Annotated in this window: 14 protein-coding genes; 13 read left to right on the top strand and 1 reads right to left on the bottom strand. The window is 59.5% G+C overall.

Features of this window, described 5'->3' with window-relative positions; translation table 11 throughout:
* Window positions 1–273: 273 nt before the first annotated feature.
* Window positions 274–1,200 (bottom strand): serine O-acetyltransferase EpsC, encoded by a 927-nt coding sequence (epsC, locus tag ACA070_RS01035; RefSeq protein ID WP_438661639.1) that lies wholly within the window; start codon window positions 1,198–1,200, stop codon window positions 274–276.
* Between the two features lie 190 nt (window positions 1,201–1,390).
* Between epsC and ACA070_RS01030 the strand changes: the two genes are divergently transcribed.
* The 13 genes from ACA070_RS01030 to ACA070_RS00970 all read left to right on the top strand — a co-directional run bounded on the left by ACA070_RS01030 (window position 1,391) and on the right by ACA070_RS00970 (window position 14,862).
* Window positions 1,391–2,389 carry a D-cysteine desulfhydrase gene (locus ACA070_RS01030; RefSeq protein WP_497449708.1) on the top strand — a complete coding sequence of 333 codons (999 nt, stop codon included), beginning with the start codon at window positions 1,391–1,393 and terminating at the stop codon, window positions 2,387–2,389.
* A 349-nt stretch (window positions 2,390–2,738) separates the two neighbouring features.
* The gene (tcyJ, locus tag ACA070_RS01025) at window positions 2,739–3,539 is read left to right on the top strand and encodes a cystine ABC transporter substrate-binding protein (RefSeq protein ID WP_010464802.1); all 801 of its coding nucleotides are present in this window, start codon (window positions 2,739–2,741) and stop codon (window positions 3,537–3,539) included.
* Window positions 3,539–4,204, top strand: coding sequence for a cystine ABC transporter permease (gene tcyL, locus ACA070_RS01020; protein ID WP_010464804.1), 666 nt, complete (start codon window positions 3,539–3,541; stop codon window positions 4,202–4,204). The genes tcyJ and tcyL overlap by 1 nt, the downstream gene beginning before the upstream one ends.
* A 4-nt stretch (window positions 4,205–4,208) precedes the next feature.
* The gene (gene tcyN, locus ACA070_RS01015; protein ID WP_497449707.1) at window positions 4,209–4,964 is read left to right on the top strand and encodes an L-cystine ABC transporter ATP-binding protein TcyN; all 756 of its coding nucleotides are present in this window, start codon (window positions 4,209–4,211) and stop codon (window positions 4,962–4,964) included.
* A gap of 490 nt (window positions 4,965–5,454) precedes the next feature.
* Window positions 5,455–6,219 carry a hypothetical protein gene (locus ACA070_RS01010; protein WP_497449706.1) on the top strand — a complete coding sequence of 255 codons (765 nt, stop codon included), beginning with the start codon at window positions 5,455–5,457 and terminating at the stop codon, window positions 6,217–6,219.
* A gap of 375 nt (window positions 6,220–6,594) precedes the next feature.
* Window positions 6,595–7,836: an SfnB family sulfur acquisition oxidoreductase gene (locus ACA070_RS01005; protein WP_497449705.1), complete on the top strand. Its 1,242-nt coding sequence runs from the start codon at window positions 6,595–6,597 to the stop codon at window positions 7,834–7,836.
* 23 nt (window positions 7,837–7,859) lie between these two features.
* Window positions 7,860–9,065: an SfnB family sulfur acquisition oxidoreductase gene (locus tag ACA070_RS01000; protein WP_497449704.1), complete on the top strand. Its 1,206-nt coding sequence runs from the start codon at window positions 7,860–7,862 to the stop codon at window positions 9,063–9,065.
* The gene (locus ACA070_RS00995; protein ID WP_497449703.1) at window positions 9,065–10,423 is read left to right on the top strand and encodes an LLM class flavin-dependent oxidoreductase; all 1,359 of its coding nucleotides are present in this window, start codon (window positions 9,065–9,067) and stop codon (window positions 10,421–10,423) included. Before ACA070_RS01000 ends, ACA070_RS00995 begins: the two co-directional genes overlap by 1 nt.
* Before the next feature lie 143 nt (window positions 10,424–10,566).
* The gene (locus ACA070_RS00990) at window positions 10,567–11,376 is read left to right on the top strand and encodes a MetQ/NlpA family ABC transporter substrate-binding protein (protein ID WP_131060547.1); all 810 of its coding nucleotides are present in this window, start codon (window positions 10,567–10,569) and stop codon (window positions 11,374–11,376) included.
* Between the two features lie 2 nt (window positions 11,377–11,378).
* On the top strand, window positions 11,379–12,500 hold the full coding sequence (locus tag ACA070_RS00985) for a methionine ABC transporter ATP-binding protein (RefSeq protein ID WP_497449702.1): 1,122 nt from the start codon (window positions 11,379–11,381) through the stop codon (window positions 12,498–12,500).
* Window positions 12,490–13,134: a methionine ABC transporter permease gene (locus ACA070_RS00980; protein ID WP_266019329.1), complete on the top strand. Its 645-nt coding sequence runs from the start codon at window positions 12,490–12,492 to the stop codon at window positions 13,132–13,134. The genes ACA070_RS00985 and ACA070_RS00980 overlap by 11 nt, the downstream gene beginning before the upstream one ends.
* Window positions 13,135–13,724: 590 nt before the next feature.
* Window positions 13,725–14,081 carry a DUF6124 family protein gene (locus ACA070_RS00975; protein WP_497449701.1) on the top strand — a complete coding sequence of 119 codons (357 nt, stop codon included), beginning with the start codon at window positions 13,725–13,727 and terminating at the stop codon, window positions 14,079–14,081.
* Between the two features lie 154 nt (window positions 14,082–14,235).
* The gene (locus tag ACA070_RS00970; protein ID WP_497449700.1) at window positions 14,236–14,862 is read left to right on the top strand and encodes a class I SAM-dependent methyltransferase; all 627 of its coding nucleotides are present in this window, start codon (window positions 14,236–14,238) and stop codon (window positions 14,860–14,862) included.
* Window positions 14,863–15,021: the final 159 nt, after the last annotated feature.

The raw sequence follows: 15,021 nt of genomic DNA, 5'->3' as shown, positions 1-15,021 counted from the left end.
CGGCTGCTTCGCACCCGAGCGGGAGCAAGCTCCCTCGCCACAAAATCTTGTGCCTTTACGCTAGCTCAAGGATGGGTATGACGGGGGATTTGGAGGATTCGTTCAGAGGGAAATTAGCTGGATGCCAGTATTTGGGTTCGGCTTGAAACCAATCGCGAGCAAGCTCGCTCCCACAGGTTTTGTGTCGTTCACAAAATTGTCGTTCGACACAATACCTGTGGGAGCGTGGCTTGCCCGCGATGGCGTCAGCAAGGCCACTAAAGATTCCAGGCCTTATTTCTGCGTCCCATCATCATGCTGCAAATTCGCCTGTGTCAGGTTGCACCCGGCCGGCACGCTGCGAGTCAGCCAGACGTTGCCGCCAATGGTCGAGCCCTTGCCGATAGTAATCCGCCCCAAAATCGTCGCCCCGGCATAAATCACCACATCATCCTCGACAATCGGATGCCGTGGATGGCCCTTCTGCAACTGCCCGTCCTCATCCGACGGGAAGCGCTTGGCGCCCAGCGTCACGGCCTGATAAATCCGCACACGCTCACCAATGATCGCCGTCTCGCCGATGACCACACCCGTCCCGTGATCGATGAAGAAGCTGCGACCGATCTGCGCCCCTGGATGAATGTCGATACCGGTGGCCGAGTGGGCGATTTCCGCGCTGATCCGTGCCAGCAGCGGCAGCCCCGCGCGGTACAAATGGTGCGCCAGGCGATGGTGAATCACCGCCAGAATGCCCGGATAGCAGAGCAATACTTCATCGACGCTGCGAGCCGCCGGGTCGCCGTGATAGGCCGCCAGTACATCGGTGTCCAGCAAGCTGCGCAGCCCCGGCAATGCGAGGGCAAAGTCCTGAATGATCGCAATGGTCTTGGCCTCGACTTCGGTGTCGGCCTCGGCGCTGTGGCGAGCGGCGTAACGCAGTTCGAGTCGCGCCTGCGCCAGCAACGCATTCAACGCGACGTCCAGCGTGTGGCCGACGTAGAAGTCTTCACTCTCCTCACGCAAATCCACCGGCCCCAGACGCATCGGGAACAGGGCACCGCACAACGCTTCAAGAATCTCCGCCATGGCTGCCCGGGAAGGCAACTCGCGACCGCCCTGCTCGCCGCTGGCGCGGCCGTTTTGTGCGCGCCACTGGTCGCGCGCTGTACGCAGTTGGCTGACGATGGTTTGCAATTGCCAATGGCTGGAACGCTCGCTCACGGTAAAAACTCCTCACGGGCGGCCGGACTGCCTGGCCGCGCTGACGGCGATTACTTTACGGCAAGGTCTGGAAGCCGAATTAAGAACCAATTGTGCTGTGTTCTGCACTTTCGGATATAAGCGATTGCCGGTTGCCCACGCATATAGGCGTGCCTATAGTCCTGACATCTCCCTTGGCCAGTACGGACCCATGATCAAACAACAGCTTGCCCGCTTTAACCGCCTCGAACTCCTCGGCCACCCTACCTCGCTTGAAAAACTCGAACGTCTGTCGACCTGGCTCGGCCGCGATGTGTACGTCAAACGCGATGATCTGACACCGCTGGCCATGGGCGGCAACAAGCTGCGCAAACTCGAATACTTGGCCGCCGATGCCTTGGCCCAGGGCGCCGACACATTGATCACCGCTGGCGCGCTTCAGTCCAACCACGTGCGTCAGACCGCGGCCATTGCCGCCAAACTTGGCCTGGGTTGTATAGCGTTGCTGGAAAACCCGCTGGGCACCGACGACTCCAACTATCTCGGCAACGGCAATCGGCTGTTGCTCGACCTGTTCGATGCCAAGGTCGAGCTGGTGGAAAACCTCGACAACGCCGACGAGCAACTGCAAGCCCTGGCCGATCGTCTACGCAACAACGGCAAGAAACCATACCTGGTGCCGATTGGTGGCTCCAATGCGCTAGGCGCCTTGGGTTATGTGCGCGCCGGGCTGGAACTGGCCGAACAGATCAAGGACACCGGTCTGGAGTTTGCCGCCGTGGTTCTGGCCTCGGGCAGCGCCGGTACCCACAGTGGTTTGGCACTGGCATTGAGTGAAGTACTGCCGGATTTGCCAGTGATTGGCGTCACGGTTTCCCGCAGCGAGGAAGATCAGCGGCCGAAAGTCCAGGGCCTGGCCGAGCGCACTGCCGAGTTGCTGGGCGTGAAACTGCCGGCAACTTTCAAGATCGAACTGTGGGACGAATATTTCGGTCCACGCTATGGCGAGCCGAATGCCGGGACACTCTCGGCGGTGAAGCTGCTGGCGGGTCAGGAAGGTTTGTTGCTGGATCCGGTGTACACCGGCAAGGCCATGGCCGGGTTGCTCGACGGCATCGGCCGTCAGCGCTTCAACGACGGCCCGATCATCTTCCTGCATACCGGTGGGGCGCCGGCGTTGTTTGCCTACAAAGACTCGCTGACCAGCTGAAGTATTCCTGTGGCGAGGGAGCTTGCTCCCGCTGGGGTGCGCAGCACCCCAAAACCTGCGACGCGGTGTTTCACTTGAATCGCGGTAATTGGATTTACGACTGCTGCGCAGCCGAGCGGGAGCAAGCTCCCTCGCCACAGGGGATCGCGTGAATCTCATATTCAATTAAAGAATAACAAAAACAATATTTAGTATTTTCCTATCTAAAAGCGCCATCATATAGTCACGCCGCAGGCGAATTTGCAGCGAGACGCATACGCTGCTTTAGGGCAGGATATTGCAGTCGTCCAAATCCCGATTTTGCCAACATTCCTAAAAGCGTCTTCATAAGAAAACACAGGGGCTTGTCATGAATTTTTCCGCACTACGTCGAAATCTGCTGGTCGGTTCGCTGGGCCTGGCGCTGAGCGCCGGTCTGCTGGGGCAAGCGGTTGCCGGTGAGCAGCTGCAAAAAATCAAGGACGCAGGCGTGATCAACGTCGGTCTGGAAGGCACTTACCCACCCTTCAGCTTCGTCGACGCCGACGGCAAACTGGCCGGTTTCGAAGTCGAGTTCTCCGAAGCCCTGGCCAAAGAGCTGGGCGTGAAGGTCAAACTGCAACCGACCAAATGGGACGGCATCCTCGCGGCGCTGGAATCCAAACGTCTGGACGCGGTGATCAACCAGGTGACCATCTCCGAAGAGCGCAAGAAGAAGTATGACTTCTCCGAGCCGTACACCGTTTCCGGGATTCAGGCGCTGGTGCTGACCAAGAAGGCTGCGGAGCTGAACATCAAGTCTGCCGCCGATCTGGCCGGCAAAAAAGTCGGTGTAGGCCTGGGCACCAACTACGAGCAGTGGCTCAAGGACAATCAGCCTAAAGCCATTATCAAGACCTATGACGATGATCCGACCAAGTTCCAGGATCTGCGTGTCGGCCGCATCGACGCCATTCTGATCGATCGCCTCGCCGCGCTCGAATACGCTAAAAAGGCCAAGGACACTACCGCCGCCGGCGAAGCGTTCTCCCGTCAGGAAGCCGGTATTGCCCTGCGCAAAGGCGAGCCTGAGTTGCTGGCTGCGGTGAACAAAGCCATCGACAAGCTGCGTGCCGACGGTACGCTGAAAAAGCTTTCGGAAAAATACTTCAGCGCTGACGTCACTCAATAATGGAAGAAGCTTTCCAACTCGCACTGGACTCCCTGCCCTTCCTGCTCAAGGGGGCCTACTACACGGTCATCTTGAGCCTGGGCGGGATGTTCTTCGGCCTCATGCTGGGCTTCGGCCTGGCACTGATGCGCCTGTCGCGCTTCAAACTGGTGAGCTGGATCGCCCGCATCTACGTGTCGTTCTTTCGCGGCACGCCGTTGCTGGTGCAACTGTTCGTGATCTATTACGGCTTGCCGCAATTGGGCATGGAACTCGATCCGCTGCCGGCGGCCCTGATCGGCTTCTCGCTGAACATGGCCGCTTACGCCTGTGAAATCCTGCGTTCCGCGATCAGCTCCATCGAGCGCGGTCAGTGGGAAGCTGCCGCCAGCATTGGCATGACCCGTGCGCAGACCCTGCGCCGGGCCATCATCCCGCAAGCGATGCGCACCGCATTGCCGCCGCTGGGCAACAGCTTCATTTCGCTGGTCAAGGACACCGCGCTGGCCGCCACCATCCAGGTGCCGGAGCTGTTCCGCCAGGCGCAGCTGATCACAGCACGCACCTTCGAAGTGTTCACCATGTACCTTGCCGCCGCGCTGATCTACTGGATTCTGGCCACGGTGCTCTCGCACCTGCAGAACAAGTTGGAAGAGCGGGTCAATCGGCACGATCAGGAGTCCTGACCCAATGATTGTCGTGGAAAAACTGACAAAGCAGTTCAAGGGTCAAGTCGTGCTCAACGGCATCGATCTGGAAGTGAAGGAAGGCGAGGTGGTGGCGATCATCGGGCCTAGCGGTTCGGGTAAAACCACCTTCCTGCGGTGCCTGAATTTTCTGGAAGAACCCACCAGCGGCCGGATCAAGGTCGGTGACATCGAGATCGATGGCAGCCGCCCGTTGAACCAGCAGCAGAGCCTGGTGCGGCGCTTGCGCCAGCACGTCGGCTTCGTGTTCCAGAGCTTCAACCTGTTCCCCCATCGCACTGCCCTGGAAAACGTCATCGAAGGCCCGATCATCGTGAAGAAGATCCCGCACGCCGACGCCGTGGCCCTGGGGAAAAAGCTCTTGGCCAGGGTTGGCCTGGCGGGCAAGGAAGACGCTTACCCGCGACGCCTTTCCGGTGGTCAGCAACAGCGTGTGGCGATTGCCCGTGCGCTGGCGATGGAACCGGAAGTGATCCTGTTCGATGAGCCCACTTCGGCGCTCGATCCGGAGCTGGTGGGTGAAGTGCTGGCGACCATCCGCAGCCTGGCTGAAGAGAAGCGCACCATGGTCATCGTCACCCACGAAATGGGCTTTGCCCGGGACGTGGCCAACCGTGTGGTGTTTTTCGACAAAGGTGTGATCGTCGAGCAAGGCGAAGCCAAGGCGCTGTTTGCCAACCCGAAAGAAGAGCGCACGAAACAGTTCCTTAGCAAGTTCCTGAATAACGCCAACCACTAATATCGCTTCATTACTTGTTAACTTCCATGGATGGAAGTGGCAACTATCCCCGCTACAAAAACCTCCCAATACTCTCTCCTCGCTTATTCGAACAATGGATTATTTTCTACCGCCGCGTGCGGTACATATATATGTCCTGCAACAGATTTACCTCGCTTAAAATTTACCAAATCCACCGCCCTCACCGAGCACACGGTCGCCGCCACCCACCCATGAAAATCGATAAATACGCGGCCAAATTCGACAGAGCGTTGTGGTTTATTAACTTCAAAGCGTAGGATTTTTCTGAATAACACTGAATACACTACATAACTAGCCAGTTCTATTGACACCTATTCAAGCGCACTCTTATCTAGTCGCCAGCAGGCGTCAGCCATCGTTCCAAGTCATTATTTAAACTTGCAAATAGTGATCAACTTTGTTGCTCGGTAATTCACGCCTTTTGATCTTTCAGAAACGGACTTCGCTGCAAGGCTTCAAGGAGAAACCCATGACAAGCACCTCGAATAAATCCGGACTTGCGGCCCCTACCCTGGCGCAATCTCACAAGACCGGCATCAATGTCACGTCGGCGGCCCATCTGCTGATCGACGTGGCGCCCTACCCCGGCATGGACGAAGGCGACCTCATCGAACTGTTCTGGGACAACTGCTACGTCGCCTCGCGCGTGCTCACGGCCGATGATGTCGGCGAAGTCGTCAGCCTGCGTGTGCCGCAAAGCTTCATCGTCAATGGCGCCTCCTGCATCCACTACCGCGTCATGCAGGTCGGGCAAGGGCCGGCGCTGTCCCTCGCCACCCGGGTACAGATCAAGCTCGATTGCCCGGGCGGCCAGCCGCTCACGTTGTGCGGTCACGAAAACGAGCACCTGGCACCGGTGGGCATCCCCGAAACCATTCGCCGTCAGGGGGTCAATCCGAACCAGATCAAGCGGGGCGTGCCGTTGACCATCGAGCCTTACCAGAACATGGCCGTCGACGATGAAATCACCCTGCGCTGGGGTGATGTGCGCATGGACCTGCCGCCGCTCAAGGCTGGCGAGGTGGGCCAGCCGATTCAGGTCTGGGTGCCGCCGGCGATCATTCTCGAGGCCGGCGAAGACCTACGGCTGGAAGTGACTTACTGCATCCTCGATCGAGTGGGCAACAACTCCGGCTGGGCACCGCCGCGCAGGCTGAAGATCGGTTGCAACAATCCGTACCTGAAGGTTCGGCCGAAGGAGCTGCTCATGGCCGCCGAACCGCGCAAGAAGTGAAAACACCGCCGTCCCTGTGGGAGTGAGCCTGCTCGCGATAGCTGAACATCAGCCAACAATGGAGTCGGCTGAAGCGACGCTATCGCGAGCAGGCTCACTCCCACAGGGCTTCGCCAGCGGCTACAAGAGCAAGTGTTGCGGCGTAAACAAGTGTTGCCATACGAACAGACGGCCTTCTATGTATATTCCTAAAAGTTAGTTTATTAATTTTTTATACACGCTTAGGGTATATGCACCGGACCACCGGACATTCTTGATTTTCGTTCGCCGCATCCATCGCGGCGACTCCATGAGATGTGAGGTAGGTATGGTCCGGAACACAATCACCCCAGTGCAGATCGCCAGGGCATTGCGTGCAGCCAAGGAGCGGCACTGATGTCCAGTCTGGCAGATGCAATCGTTCAGAGTGATCTGGACATCGCCCCGTTGTTGTTGCCCGCGCAGGTCTTGCGCAACGACGCACAAGCCATCAAGGCCGCCCATGAGCTGGCGCAAGTTGCCCGCCTGCAAGCAGCCAAACGTGACCGGCAGCGCAAGTTGCCGTGGTCGGAAATCGAACTGTTCACCCGCAGCGGATTAGGCAGCATTGCCATCCCGCGCGAGTACGGTGGCCCGCAGGTTTCGTTCGTCACCCTGGCCGAGGTCTTCGCGATCATTTCCGCGGCGGACCCGGCACTGGGACAGATCCCGCAGAACCAGTTCGGCATCCTCAATCTGGTGCTCGGCAGTGCCACGGAATCGCAGAAAAAACAGCTGTTCAAAAGCGTGCTCGAAGGTTGGCGGATCGGCAATGCCGGGCCGGAACGCGGCACCAAAAACACCCTTGAACTCAAGGCACGAATCACCGCTGACGGTGACGGCTTTGTCATCAGCGGGCAGAAGTTTTACTCCACCGGGGCACTGTTCGCCCATTGGGTGGCGGTCAAGGCGCTGAACGACGATGGCAAGCAAGTACTGGCCTTCGTCCGCCGGGGCACACCGGGCCTGCGCATCGTTGATGACTGGTCGGGCTTCGGTCAGCGCACCACCGCCAGCGGCACCATTTTGCTCAACAACGTGCGAGTCGACGCCGAGCTGGTGGTGGACAACTGGAAGATCAACGACAGCCCGAACATCCAGGGCGCCGTGTCGCAACTGATTCAAGCGGCCATCGACGCCGGCATCGCTCGCGGCGCCATCGATGACGCCATCGAGTTCGTGAAAACCCGCGCCCGGCCGTGGATCGACGCCAAGGTCGAACGGGCCAGCGATGACCTCTACGTCATTGCCGACATCGGCAAGTTGAAAATCGAACTGCACGCTGCCGAGGCGCTGCTGCGCAAGGCCGGGCAAGTGCTCGACCAGGTCAACGCCGCGCCACTCACGGCCGAGTCCGCCGCGCGCGCCTCAATTGCCGTGGCGGAAGCCAAAGTGCTGACCACCGAAATTTCGCTGCTCGCCAGCGAAAAGCTCTTCGAACTGGCCGGCAGCCGCGCGACCCTCGCCGAATTCAACCTCGACCGCCATTGGCGCAACGCCCGCGTGCACACCCTGCACGATCCGGTGCGCTGGAAATACCACGCCGTCGGAACCTATCACTTGAACGGCGCTTTGCCCGCTCGCCACTCCTGGATTTAACGACCAGATCTCTGGAGAAACACATGACTCTTTCTCACCACGTCGCGGTCATAACCAGCGATGAGCAAGCCCTGATCGTCGCCACCGATCTGGCCGAAGATTTCAAACGCGACAGCGCCCTGCGCGACCGCGAACGCCGCTTGCCGCACCCGGAGCTGGAAGTGTTTTCCCGCTCGGGTCTTTGGGGCATCAGCGTGCCCAAAGAGTACGGCGGCGCTGGCGTTTCCAACGTCACCCTGGCCAAGGTGATCGCCTTGATTGCCCAGGCTGACGGCTCGCTTGGACAGATCCCGCAGAACCATTTCTATGCCCTCGAAGTGCTGCGCGTGAACGGCAGCGAAGAGCAGAAAAAACGCCTGTACACCGAAGTGCTCGGCGGCCAACGCTTCGGCAATGCCTTGGCGGAACTGGGCACCAAAACCGCCCACGACCGCGTCACCAGCCTGACCCCTGATTTGCATGGAGAGCGCAACGGCTATCGCATCAACGGTCGCAAGTTCTACGCGACCGGCGCGATCTATGCGCAACGCATTCCGACCTCGGTCGTGGATGAAAACGGCGTGCAGCAACTGGCGTTCGTCCCTCACAACAGCAAAGGCCTGACGGTCATCGATGACTGGAGCGGTTTCGGCCAGCGCACCACTGGCAGCGGTTCGGTGGTGTTCGAAGACGTCTACGTCGCCGCCGAAGACATCATCCCGTTTCAAAGTGCCTTCGAGCGCCCGACCACTGTCGGCCCGTTGGCGCAGATTCTTCACGCCGCCATCGACACCGGCATCGCCCGCGCCGCTTATGAAGACGCGTTGCATTTCGTGCGCACCAAAACCCGGCCATGGATCGACGCCACCCATGACAAAGCCACTGACGACCCGCTGACCATCAAGAGTTTCGGCCACCTGAGCATTCGCCTGCACGCTGCCGAAGCCTTGCTGGAACGCTCCGGCGAATTCCTCGATAAGGCCCAGGCCAATACCAATGCCGAGACTGTCGCCGCCGCCTCGATTGCCGTCGCCGAAGCCCGCGCCATCAGCACCGAAATTTCCCTCGCCGCCGGCAGCACGCTGTTTGAACTGGCCGGCAGCCAGGCGACGCTGATCGAACATGGCCTCGATCGCCACTGGCGCAACGCTCGGGTGCATACGCTGCATGACCCGGTACGCTGGAAGTATCACGCCGTCGGCAATTACTACCTCAACGATGAAAACCCTCCGTTGCGAGGGACCATCTGATGGCCGAGGCCAAAAAGAAGATCCTGCTCAACGCGTTCAACATGAACTGCATCGGGCACATCAACCATGGCCTGTGGACGCATCCACGGGACAACTCCACCCAATACAAAACCATCGAATACTGGACCGAACTGGCGCAGTTGCTGGAGCGCGGATTGTTCGATGGTCTGTTCATCGCTGACATCGTCGGGGTTTATGACGTTTACCAAAACTCCGTCGACGTACCGCTGAAAGAGTCGATCCAGCTGCCGGTCAACGACCCGCTGTTGCTGGTTTCGGCCATGGCGGCGGTGACGAAAAACCTCGGTTTCGGCCTCACCGCCAACCTGACGTACGAGCCGCCGTATCTGTTCGCCCGCCGCATGTCCACGCTTGATCACCTGAGCCGCGGCCGGGTCGGCTGGAACATCGTCACCGGCTACCTCGACAGCGCCGCCAAAGCCATGGGCCTGAGTGAACAGGTCGAACACGACCGGCGCTACGACCAGGCCGATGAATACCTCGAAGTGCTCTACAAACTCTGGGAAGGCAGCTGGGAAAACGGCGCGGTGCTCAACGATCCGCAGCAACGGATCTACGCCCAGCCAGAGAAAGTGCACAAGGTCGAGCACAAAGGCGAGTTCTATCAGGTCGAGGGTTATCACCTCTGCGAGCCGTCGCCGCAGCGCACGCCGGTGCTGTTCCAGGCCGGCAGTTCGGATCGCGGTTTGCTGTTCGCCGGGCGTCATGCCGAATGCGTATTCATCAGCGGGCAGAACAAACCGTCGACCAAGGTTCAGGTGGACAAGGTTCGCGCCAGCGCTGTCGAAGCCGGGCGTAATCCCGAGGACATCAAGGTGTTCATGGGCTTGAACGTGATTGTCGGCGCCACTGAAGAGCTGGCCTGGGCCAAGCATGCCGAATACCTCAGTTACGCCAGCGCTGAAGCAGGCGTGGCTCATTTTTCGGCGTCGACCGGGATCGATTTCTCCGAATACGAGATCGACGAACCGATCCAGTACGTGAAAAGCAACGCGATCCAGTCGGCAACCAAAAACCTGCAAAACAACGACTGGACCCGACGCAAATTACTCGAGCAGCACGCGCTCGGCGGCCGCTACATCACGGTGGTGGGTTCACCTGAACAAGTGGCGGACGAACTCGAATCGTGGATCGCCGAAACCGGGCTGGATGGCTTCAACCTGACACGGATTGTCACGCCGGAAAGCTATGTGGATTTCATTGAGCTGGTGATCCCGGAGTTGCAGCGGCGTGGGTCGTACAAGACGGCTTATGACCACGGCAGCCTGCGGGAAAAGCTGTTCCACGGTGAAGCGCATTTGCCTGAGCAACACACAGGCTCCGCGTTTCGCCGCTAAAAGCTTCGCGGGCAAGCCTCGCTCCTACAGGTATTGGTCGTTCGCAAATGTCCGGTACGACGCTGAACCTGTAGGAGCGAGGCTTGCCCGCGAAGAGGCCCGCCCAAACACCCCAAATTTATGCACTGACTGGAAAACCCACCATGAAAAAGACCCACCTCTCCCACCCAGTCAAAGCACTGGCCCTGGCCCTCGGCCTCTTCAGTTCCATCACTTTCGCCGCCGACGCGCCGTTGAAAGTCGGCACCACCGCCGCCTTCGCGATCCCGCTGGAAGCCGCCGTCGAGGAAGCGAAAAAACAAGGCCTGCAAGTCGACCTGGTGGAGTTCAGCGACTGGATCGCCCCCAACGTCAGCCTCGCGGCCGGCGACATTGATGTGAACTACTTCCAGCACGTCCCGTTCCTGGAAAATGCCAAAGCCGCCGCCGGTTTTGACCTTGTGCCGTTCGCGCCGGGGATCATCAACAACGTCGGCCTCTACTCGAAGAAATACAAAAGCTTCGACGAGTTGCCGCAAGGCGCCAGCGTCGCGATTGCCAACGACCCGATCAACAGCGGTCGTGGCCTGCAACTGCTGGCCAAGGCCGGGCTGATCACCCTCAAACCGGGTGTCGGCTACAAGGCCACCGAAGAAGACATCATCGCCAACCCGAAGAAAATCAAAATCCTCCAGGTGGAAGCCGTGCAACTGGTGCGCGCCTATGACGACGCCGATCTGGTCCAGGGCTACCCCGCCTACATTCGTCTGTCGAAGACCTTCGATGCCGGTTCCGCCCTGCTGTTCGACGGCCTCGATCACAAGGAATACGTGATCCAGTTCGTGATCCAGCCGAAAAGCAAAACCGACCCGCGCCTGATCAAATTCGTCGATATCTATCAGCACTCGCCGGCCGTTCGTGCCGCCCTGGATAAGGCCCACGGCAAGCTCTATCAAGCTGGCTGGGAAAGCTGAGGATGACGGCCGCCACCCAACTGCGACTGGAAGTTCCAGAGCCCCACAACGCGATACACACTGAACTGCATCCAGCTCTTAACCGTGCTCACGTGCGCTTCATTGGCCTGGGCAAAACTTACACCGGCCAACAAGGTCCGGTGGCGGCGCTGCACGGCATCGACCTGGCGATCCAGCGCGGTGAGGTGTTCGGCATCATCGGTCGCAGCGGCGCCGGCAAGTCGTCGCTGATCCGCACCATCAACCGCCTGGAGCAACCGAGCACCGGCCGGGTGCTGATCGATCAAGTGGACATCGGCGAGTTCGATGAAGACCGCCTGGTCGCGCTGCGCCGACGGATCGGCATGATCTTCCAGCACTTCAACCTGATGTCGGCCAAGACGGTTTGGCAGAACGTCGAGTTGCCGCTGAAAGTCGCCGGTGTGCCCAAGGAAAAACGCGAACAGAAAGTCCGCGAACTGCTGGACCTGGTGGGCCTGCAAGGCAAGCACAAGGCCTATCCGGCGCAGCTGTCCGGCGGGCAGAAACAACGCGTCGGCATCGCCCGCGCCCTAGTGCACGACCCGGAAATTCTGCTGTGCGACGAAGCCACTTCGGCGCTGGACCCGGAAACCACGCAATCGATTCTCGGCCTGCTGCGCGAGATCAATCAGCGCCTGGGTTTAACCATTGTGCTGATCACCCACGAGATGGCGGTGATCCGCGATATCTGTGATCGGGTCGTGGTGCTGGAACACGGACAGATTGTCGAGCAAGGGCCGGTGTGGGAGGTGTTCGGCAACCCGCAGCATGAGGTCAGCAAGACCTTGCTCGCGCCGCTGCAACACGCTCTGCCGGAAGAACTGCAAAGCCGCTTGCGCCCGCAACCACAGTCCTCGGATGCCGCGGTGGTGCTGCGTCTGCAATTCACCGGCAGCGCCACGGACGAACCGGATCTGGCGGCGCTGTTCAGTGCCCTCGGTGGCCGCGTGCGCTTGCTGCAAGGTGGCGTGGAACGGATTCAGGGCCACGCGCTGGGGCAATTGCTGCTGGCGGTAACCGGCTCGTCTCTCGGCGCTGAAGAATTGCGTCAGCGCGCCGGCCACTGGGCGCAACAGTCGGAGGTGCTGGGTTATGTGGTTTGATCGCTTGCTGCAAGGCTTCATCGACACGTTCTTGATGGTCGGCGTGTCGTCGTTGATTGCGCTGCTGGCGGGTATTCCGTTGGCGGTGATTCTGGTCACCAGCGCCAAGGGCGGCATCTACCAAGCACCGGCGCTGAACCGCGCATTGGGCGCTTTCGTGAACCTGTTCCGCTCGATTCCGTTCTTGATTCTGATGGTGGCGCTGATTCCGTTTACCCGGTTGATCGTCGGCACCACTTACGGTGTCTGGGCCGCCGTGGTGCCGCTGACGATTGCGGCCACGCCGTTCTTTGCGCGCATTGCCGAAGTCAGCTTGCGCGAGGTGGATCATGGGTTGATCGAAGCGGCGCAAGCGATGGGTTGCCGGCGCTGGCACATCGTCTGGCACGTGCTATTGCCTGAGGCGCTGCCGGGGATTGTCGGTGGTTTCACGATTACGCTGGTGACCATGATCAACTCATCGGCCATGGCCGGCGCGATTGGCGCGGGCGGGTTGGGGGACATTGCGTATCGGTACGGGTATCAGCGTTTTGATAGCCAGATCATGTTGACGGTGATTGTGTTGCTGGTGGTGTTGGTGGCAATTATTCAACTTGGCGGGGATCGGTTGGCTCGCGGGCTCAACAAGCGCTAACCGAGATGGCAGCCGCGACGCACACCTTGTAGCAGCTGGCGAAGCCTGCGTTCGGTTCGGGCCGCGTTCGGACGAAGCAGTCGTGAAATCAGAGTCCGCGGTGTTTCAGGAAGACCGTGCAGGCAGGATTTACGACTGCTTCGTCCGAACGCGGCCCGAACCGAACGCAGGCTTCGCCAGCTGCTACAAAATTGCAGCGCGGCTTAACTGACTGGCAGCAGGACAATCCCCCTCGCTAAAGGGGAACATTTCCCACAGGAAAATCAGTGTGCCTACAGGCCTGATCCCTTTCATTTGCAGGACATTTCCTAGATCATTCCGCTCGCTTGCGCCTGCCCATTCCGGTGGCTAGTCTCGGTCCGTCACTACTCATCAGTGATCGGGTTTAGTCGCCCGGATCTTTCTAGGCGCATAGCGCCACCTCATTCCAGGTGTTTTCATTGCCTGAAATTTATGGTGGCTGTGCGTAGGGCACCCTCGGGTGCGCCGGTATTGCCTGGAGGCCGGTCGACTAACCTGCGTGCAGCCGCCACCCCTGTTCGTTTAGTCGCGATATCGGTTGGCTCCAATTAGCTCTAGGAGTTTTACCAATGAAAAGATCTGTCCCCGATCCACCTCCCGAAACGCCCACCGAAGGCAAGCCTGCCGGCGACCCGCCAAGAGACCGTTCCGCTCTTTATCGTGCGATCGATTTCTACCTCACCGGAGAACAGCCTTCGGCACCCGATGAACTGCGGTTCTACAACGTCAGTGAAGACGTGAGCTTTGAAGACACCCAACTCTATGTCGCAGACCTGCTGCGTTGCGCTTCGGTCACGGCGTATCAATGCGGCGATCACCTGAAAGGGGCGGACAGAGCCATGGTGTTTTCTGTCTGGCATTTGCTGGAGATTGCCAAAGCCATGGTTGATCGTTCCATTGACTGCCTGGGCATGAAGCAGAGTTAAAGTTTTGGTGGCTGTACACAGGGCACTCTCGGGTGCACCGGTTTCTCCTATTGACCGGCCTACTAACCTGTGTGCAGCCGCCATCCATGTTGGCCCCCAACCTCTAGGCTCATGGCGTATATTCGGCAAACCCCAATTGCCTGCGCAGCCGACCATGAAACAAACCCCCGACGACCTCAAGCAGATCACCTCCACCACCCTGGGCCATTACAACTCGGTGGCCGAAGGTTTCCGCGAGGGCACTCGCGATCATGATGTCAGCCAGAACATCGACGCCCTGCTGCGGCATATCCAGGGCGAGGCGCCGTTCGACATTCTCGATTTCGGCTGTGGGCCGGGCCGTGATTTGCAGACGTTCACGCGCATGGGCCACACGGCTGTCGGGCTCGATGGGTCAGAGAAGTTTGCGCAGATGGCGCGTGAGGACAGTGGTTGTGAGGTGTGGCAGCAGGACTTTCTGAAGCTGGATCTGCCGAGTGAACGCTTTGACGGGATTTTTGCCAACGCGGTGCTGTTTCATATCCCGCGCCAGGAATTGCCTCGGGTGTTGAAAGAATTGCACGGGGCGTTGAAGCCGGGTGGTGTGTTGTTCAGTTCCAATCCGCGCGGGGAGAATCAGGAGGGGTGGAATGGGCCGCGGTATGGGGCGTATCACGATCTTGCGGCGTGGCAGCAATTGCTGACGGAGGCGGGGTTTGTGGAGCTGGAGCATTACTACCGGCCGGCGGGGCTGCCGCGGGAGCAGCAGCCTTGGTTGGCGAGTGTTTGGCGTCGGGCGTGATTGTGGGGGTGTGTCAATGAGATCCACCCCTCACCCCAACCCTCCCGAAACGTCGGACCGCCCCAAAGGGGCGAGGGGGAAGGGAGCAGATCTTCAAGCTTTTCAAAACCTGAGTTCAACTCTATTTCCCCGGTCGCAAAATTTCTCAGGAACACCTCG

Source organism: Pseudomonas sp. LBUM1678 (assembly GCF_059695575.1).
Note: the sequence above shows the minus strand (reverse complement) of the source record. Positions and strands in the feature narration are given on the sequence as shown.

Bases quoted from the DNA above. Each gene is read 5' to 3' on its own strand.
- ACA070_RS01030 (WP_497449708.1), top strand. From the start codon at position 1,391: ATGATCAAACAACAGCTTGCCCGCTTTAACCGCCTCGAACTCCTCGGC.
- tcyJ (WP_010464802.1), top strand. From the start codon at position 2,739: ATGAATTTTTCCGCACTACGTCGAAATCTGCTGGTCGGTTCGCTGGGC.
- tcyL (WP_010464804.1), top strand. From the start codon at position 3,539: ATGGAAGAAGCTTTCCAACTCGCACTGGACTCCCTGCCCTTCCTGCTC.
- tcyN (WP_497449707.1), top strand. From the start codon at position 4,209: ATGATTGTCGTGGAAAAACTGACAAAGCAGTTCAAGGGTCAAGTCGTG.
- ACA070_RS01010 (WP_497449706.1), top strand. From the start codon at position 5,455: ATGACAAGCACCTCGAATAAATCCGGACTTGCGGCCCCTACCCTGGCG.
- ACA070_RS01005 (WP_497449705.1), top strand. From the start codon at position 6,595: ATGTCCAGTCTGGCAGATGCAATCGTTCAGAGTGATCTGGACATCGCC.
- ACA070_RS01000 (WP_497449704.1), top strand. From the start codon at position 7,860: ATGACTCTTTCTCACCACGTCGCGGTCATAACCAGCGATGAGCAAGCC.
- ACA070_RS00995 (WP_497449703.1), top strand. From the start codon at position 9,065: ATGGCCGAGGCCAAAAAGAAGATCCTGCTCAACGCGTTCAACATGAAC.
- ACA070_RS00990 (WP_131060547.1), top strand. From the start codon at position 10,567: ATGAAAAAGACCCACCTCTCCCACCCAGTCAAAGCACTGGCCCTGGCC.
- ACA070_RS00985 (WP_497449702.1), top strand. From the start codon at position 11,379: ATGACGGCCGCCACCCAACTGCGACTGGAAGTTCCAGAGCCCCACAAC.
- ACA070_RS00980 (WP_266019329.1), top strand. From the start codon at position 12,490: ATGTGGTTTGATCGCTTGCTGCAAGGCTTCATCGACACGTTCTTGATG.
- ACA070_RS00975 (WP_497449701.1), top strand. From the start codon at position 13,725: ATGAAAAGATCTGTCCCCGATCCACCTCCCGAAACGCCCACCGAAGGC.
- ACA070_RS00970 (WP_497449700.1), top strand. From the start codon at position 14,236: ATGAAACAAACCCCCGACGACCTCAAGCAGATCACCTCCACCACCCTG.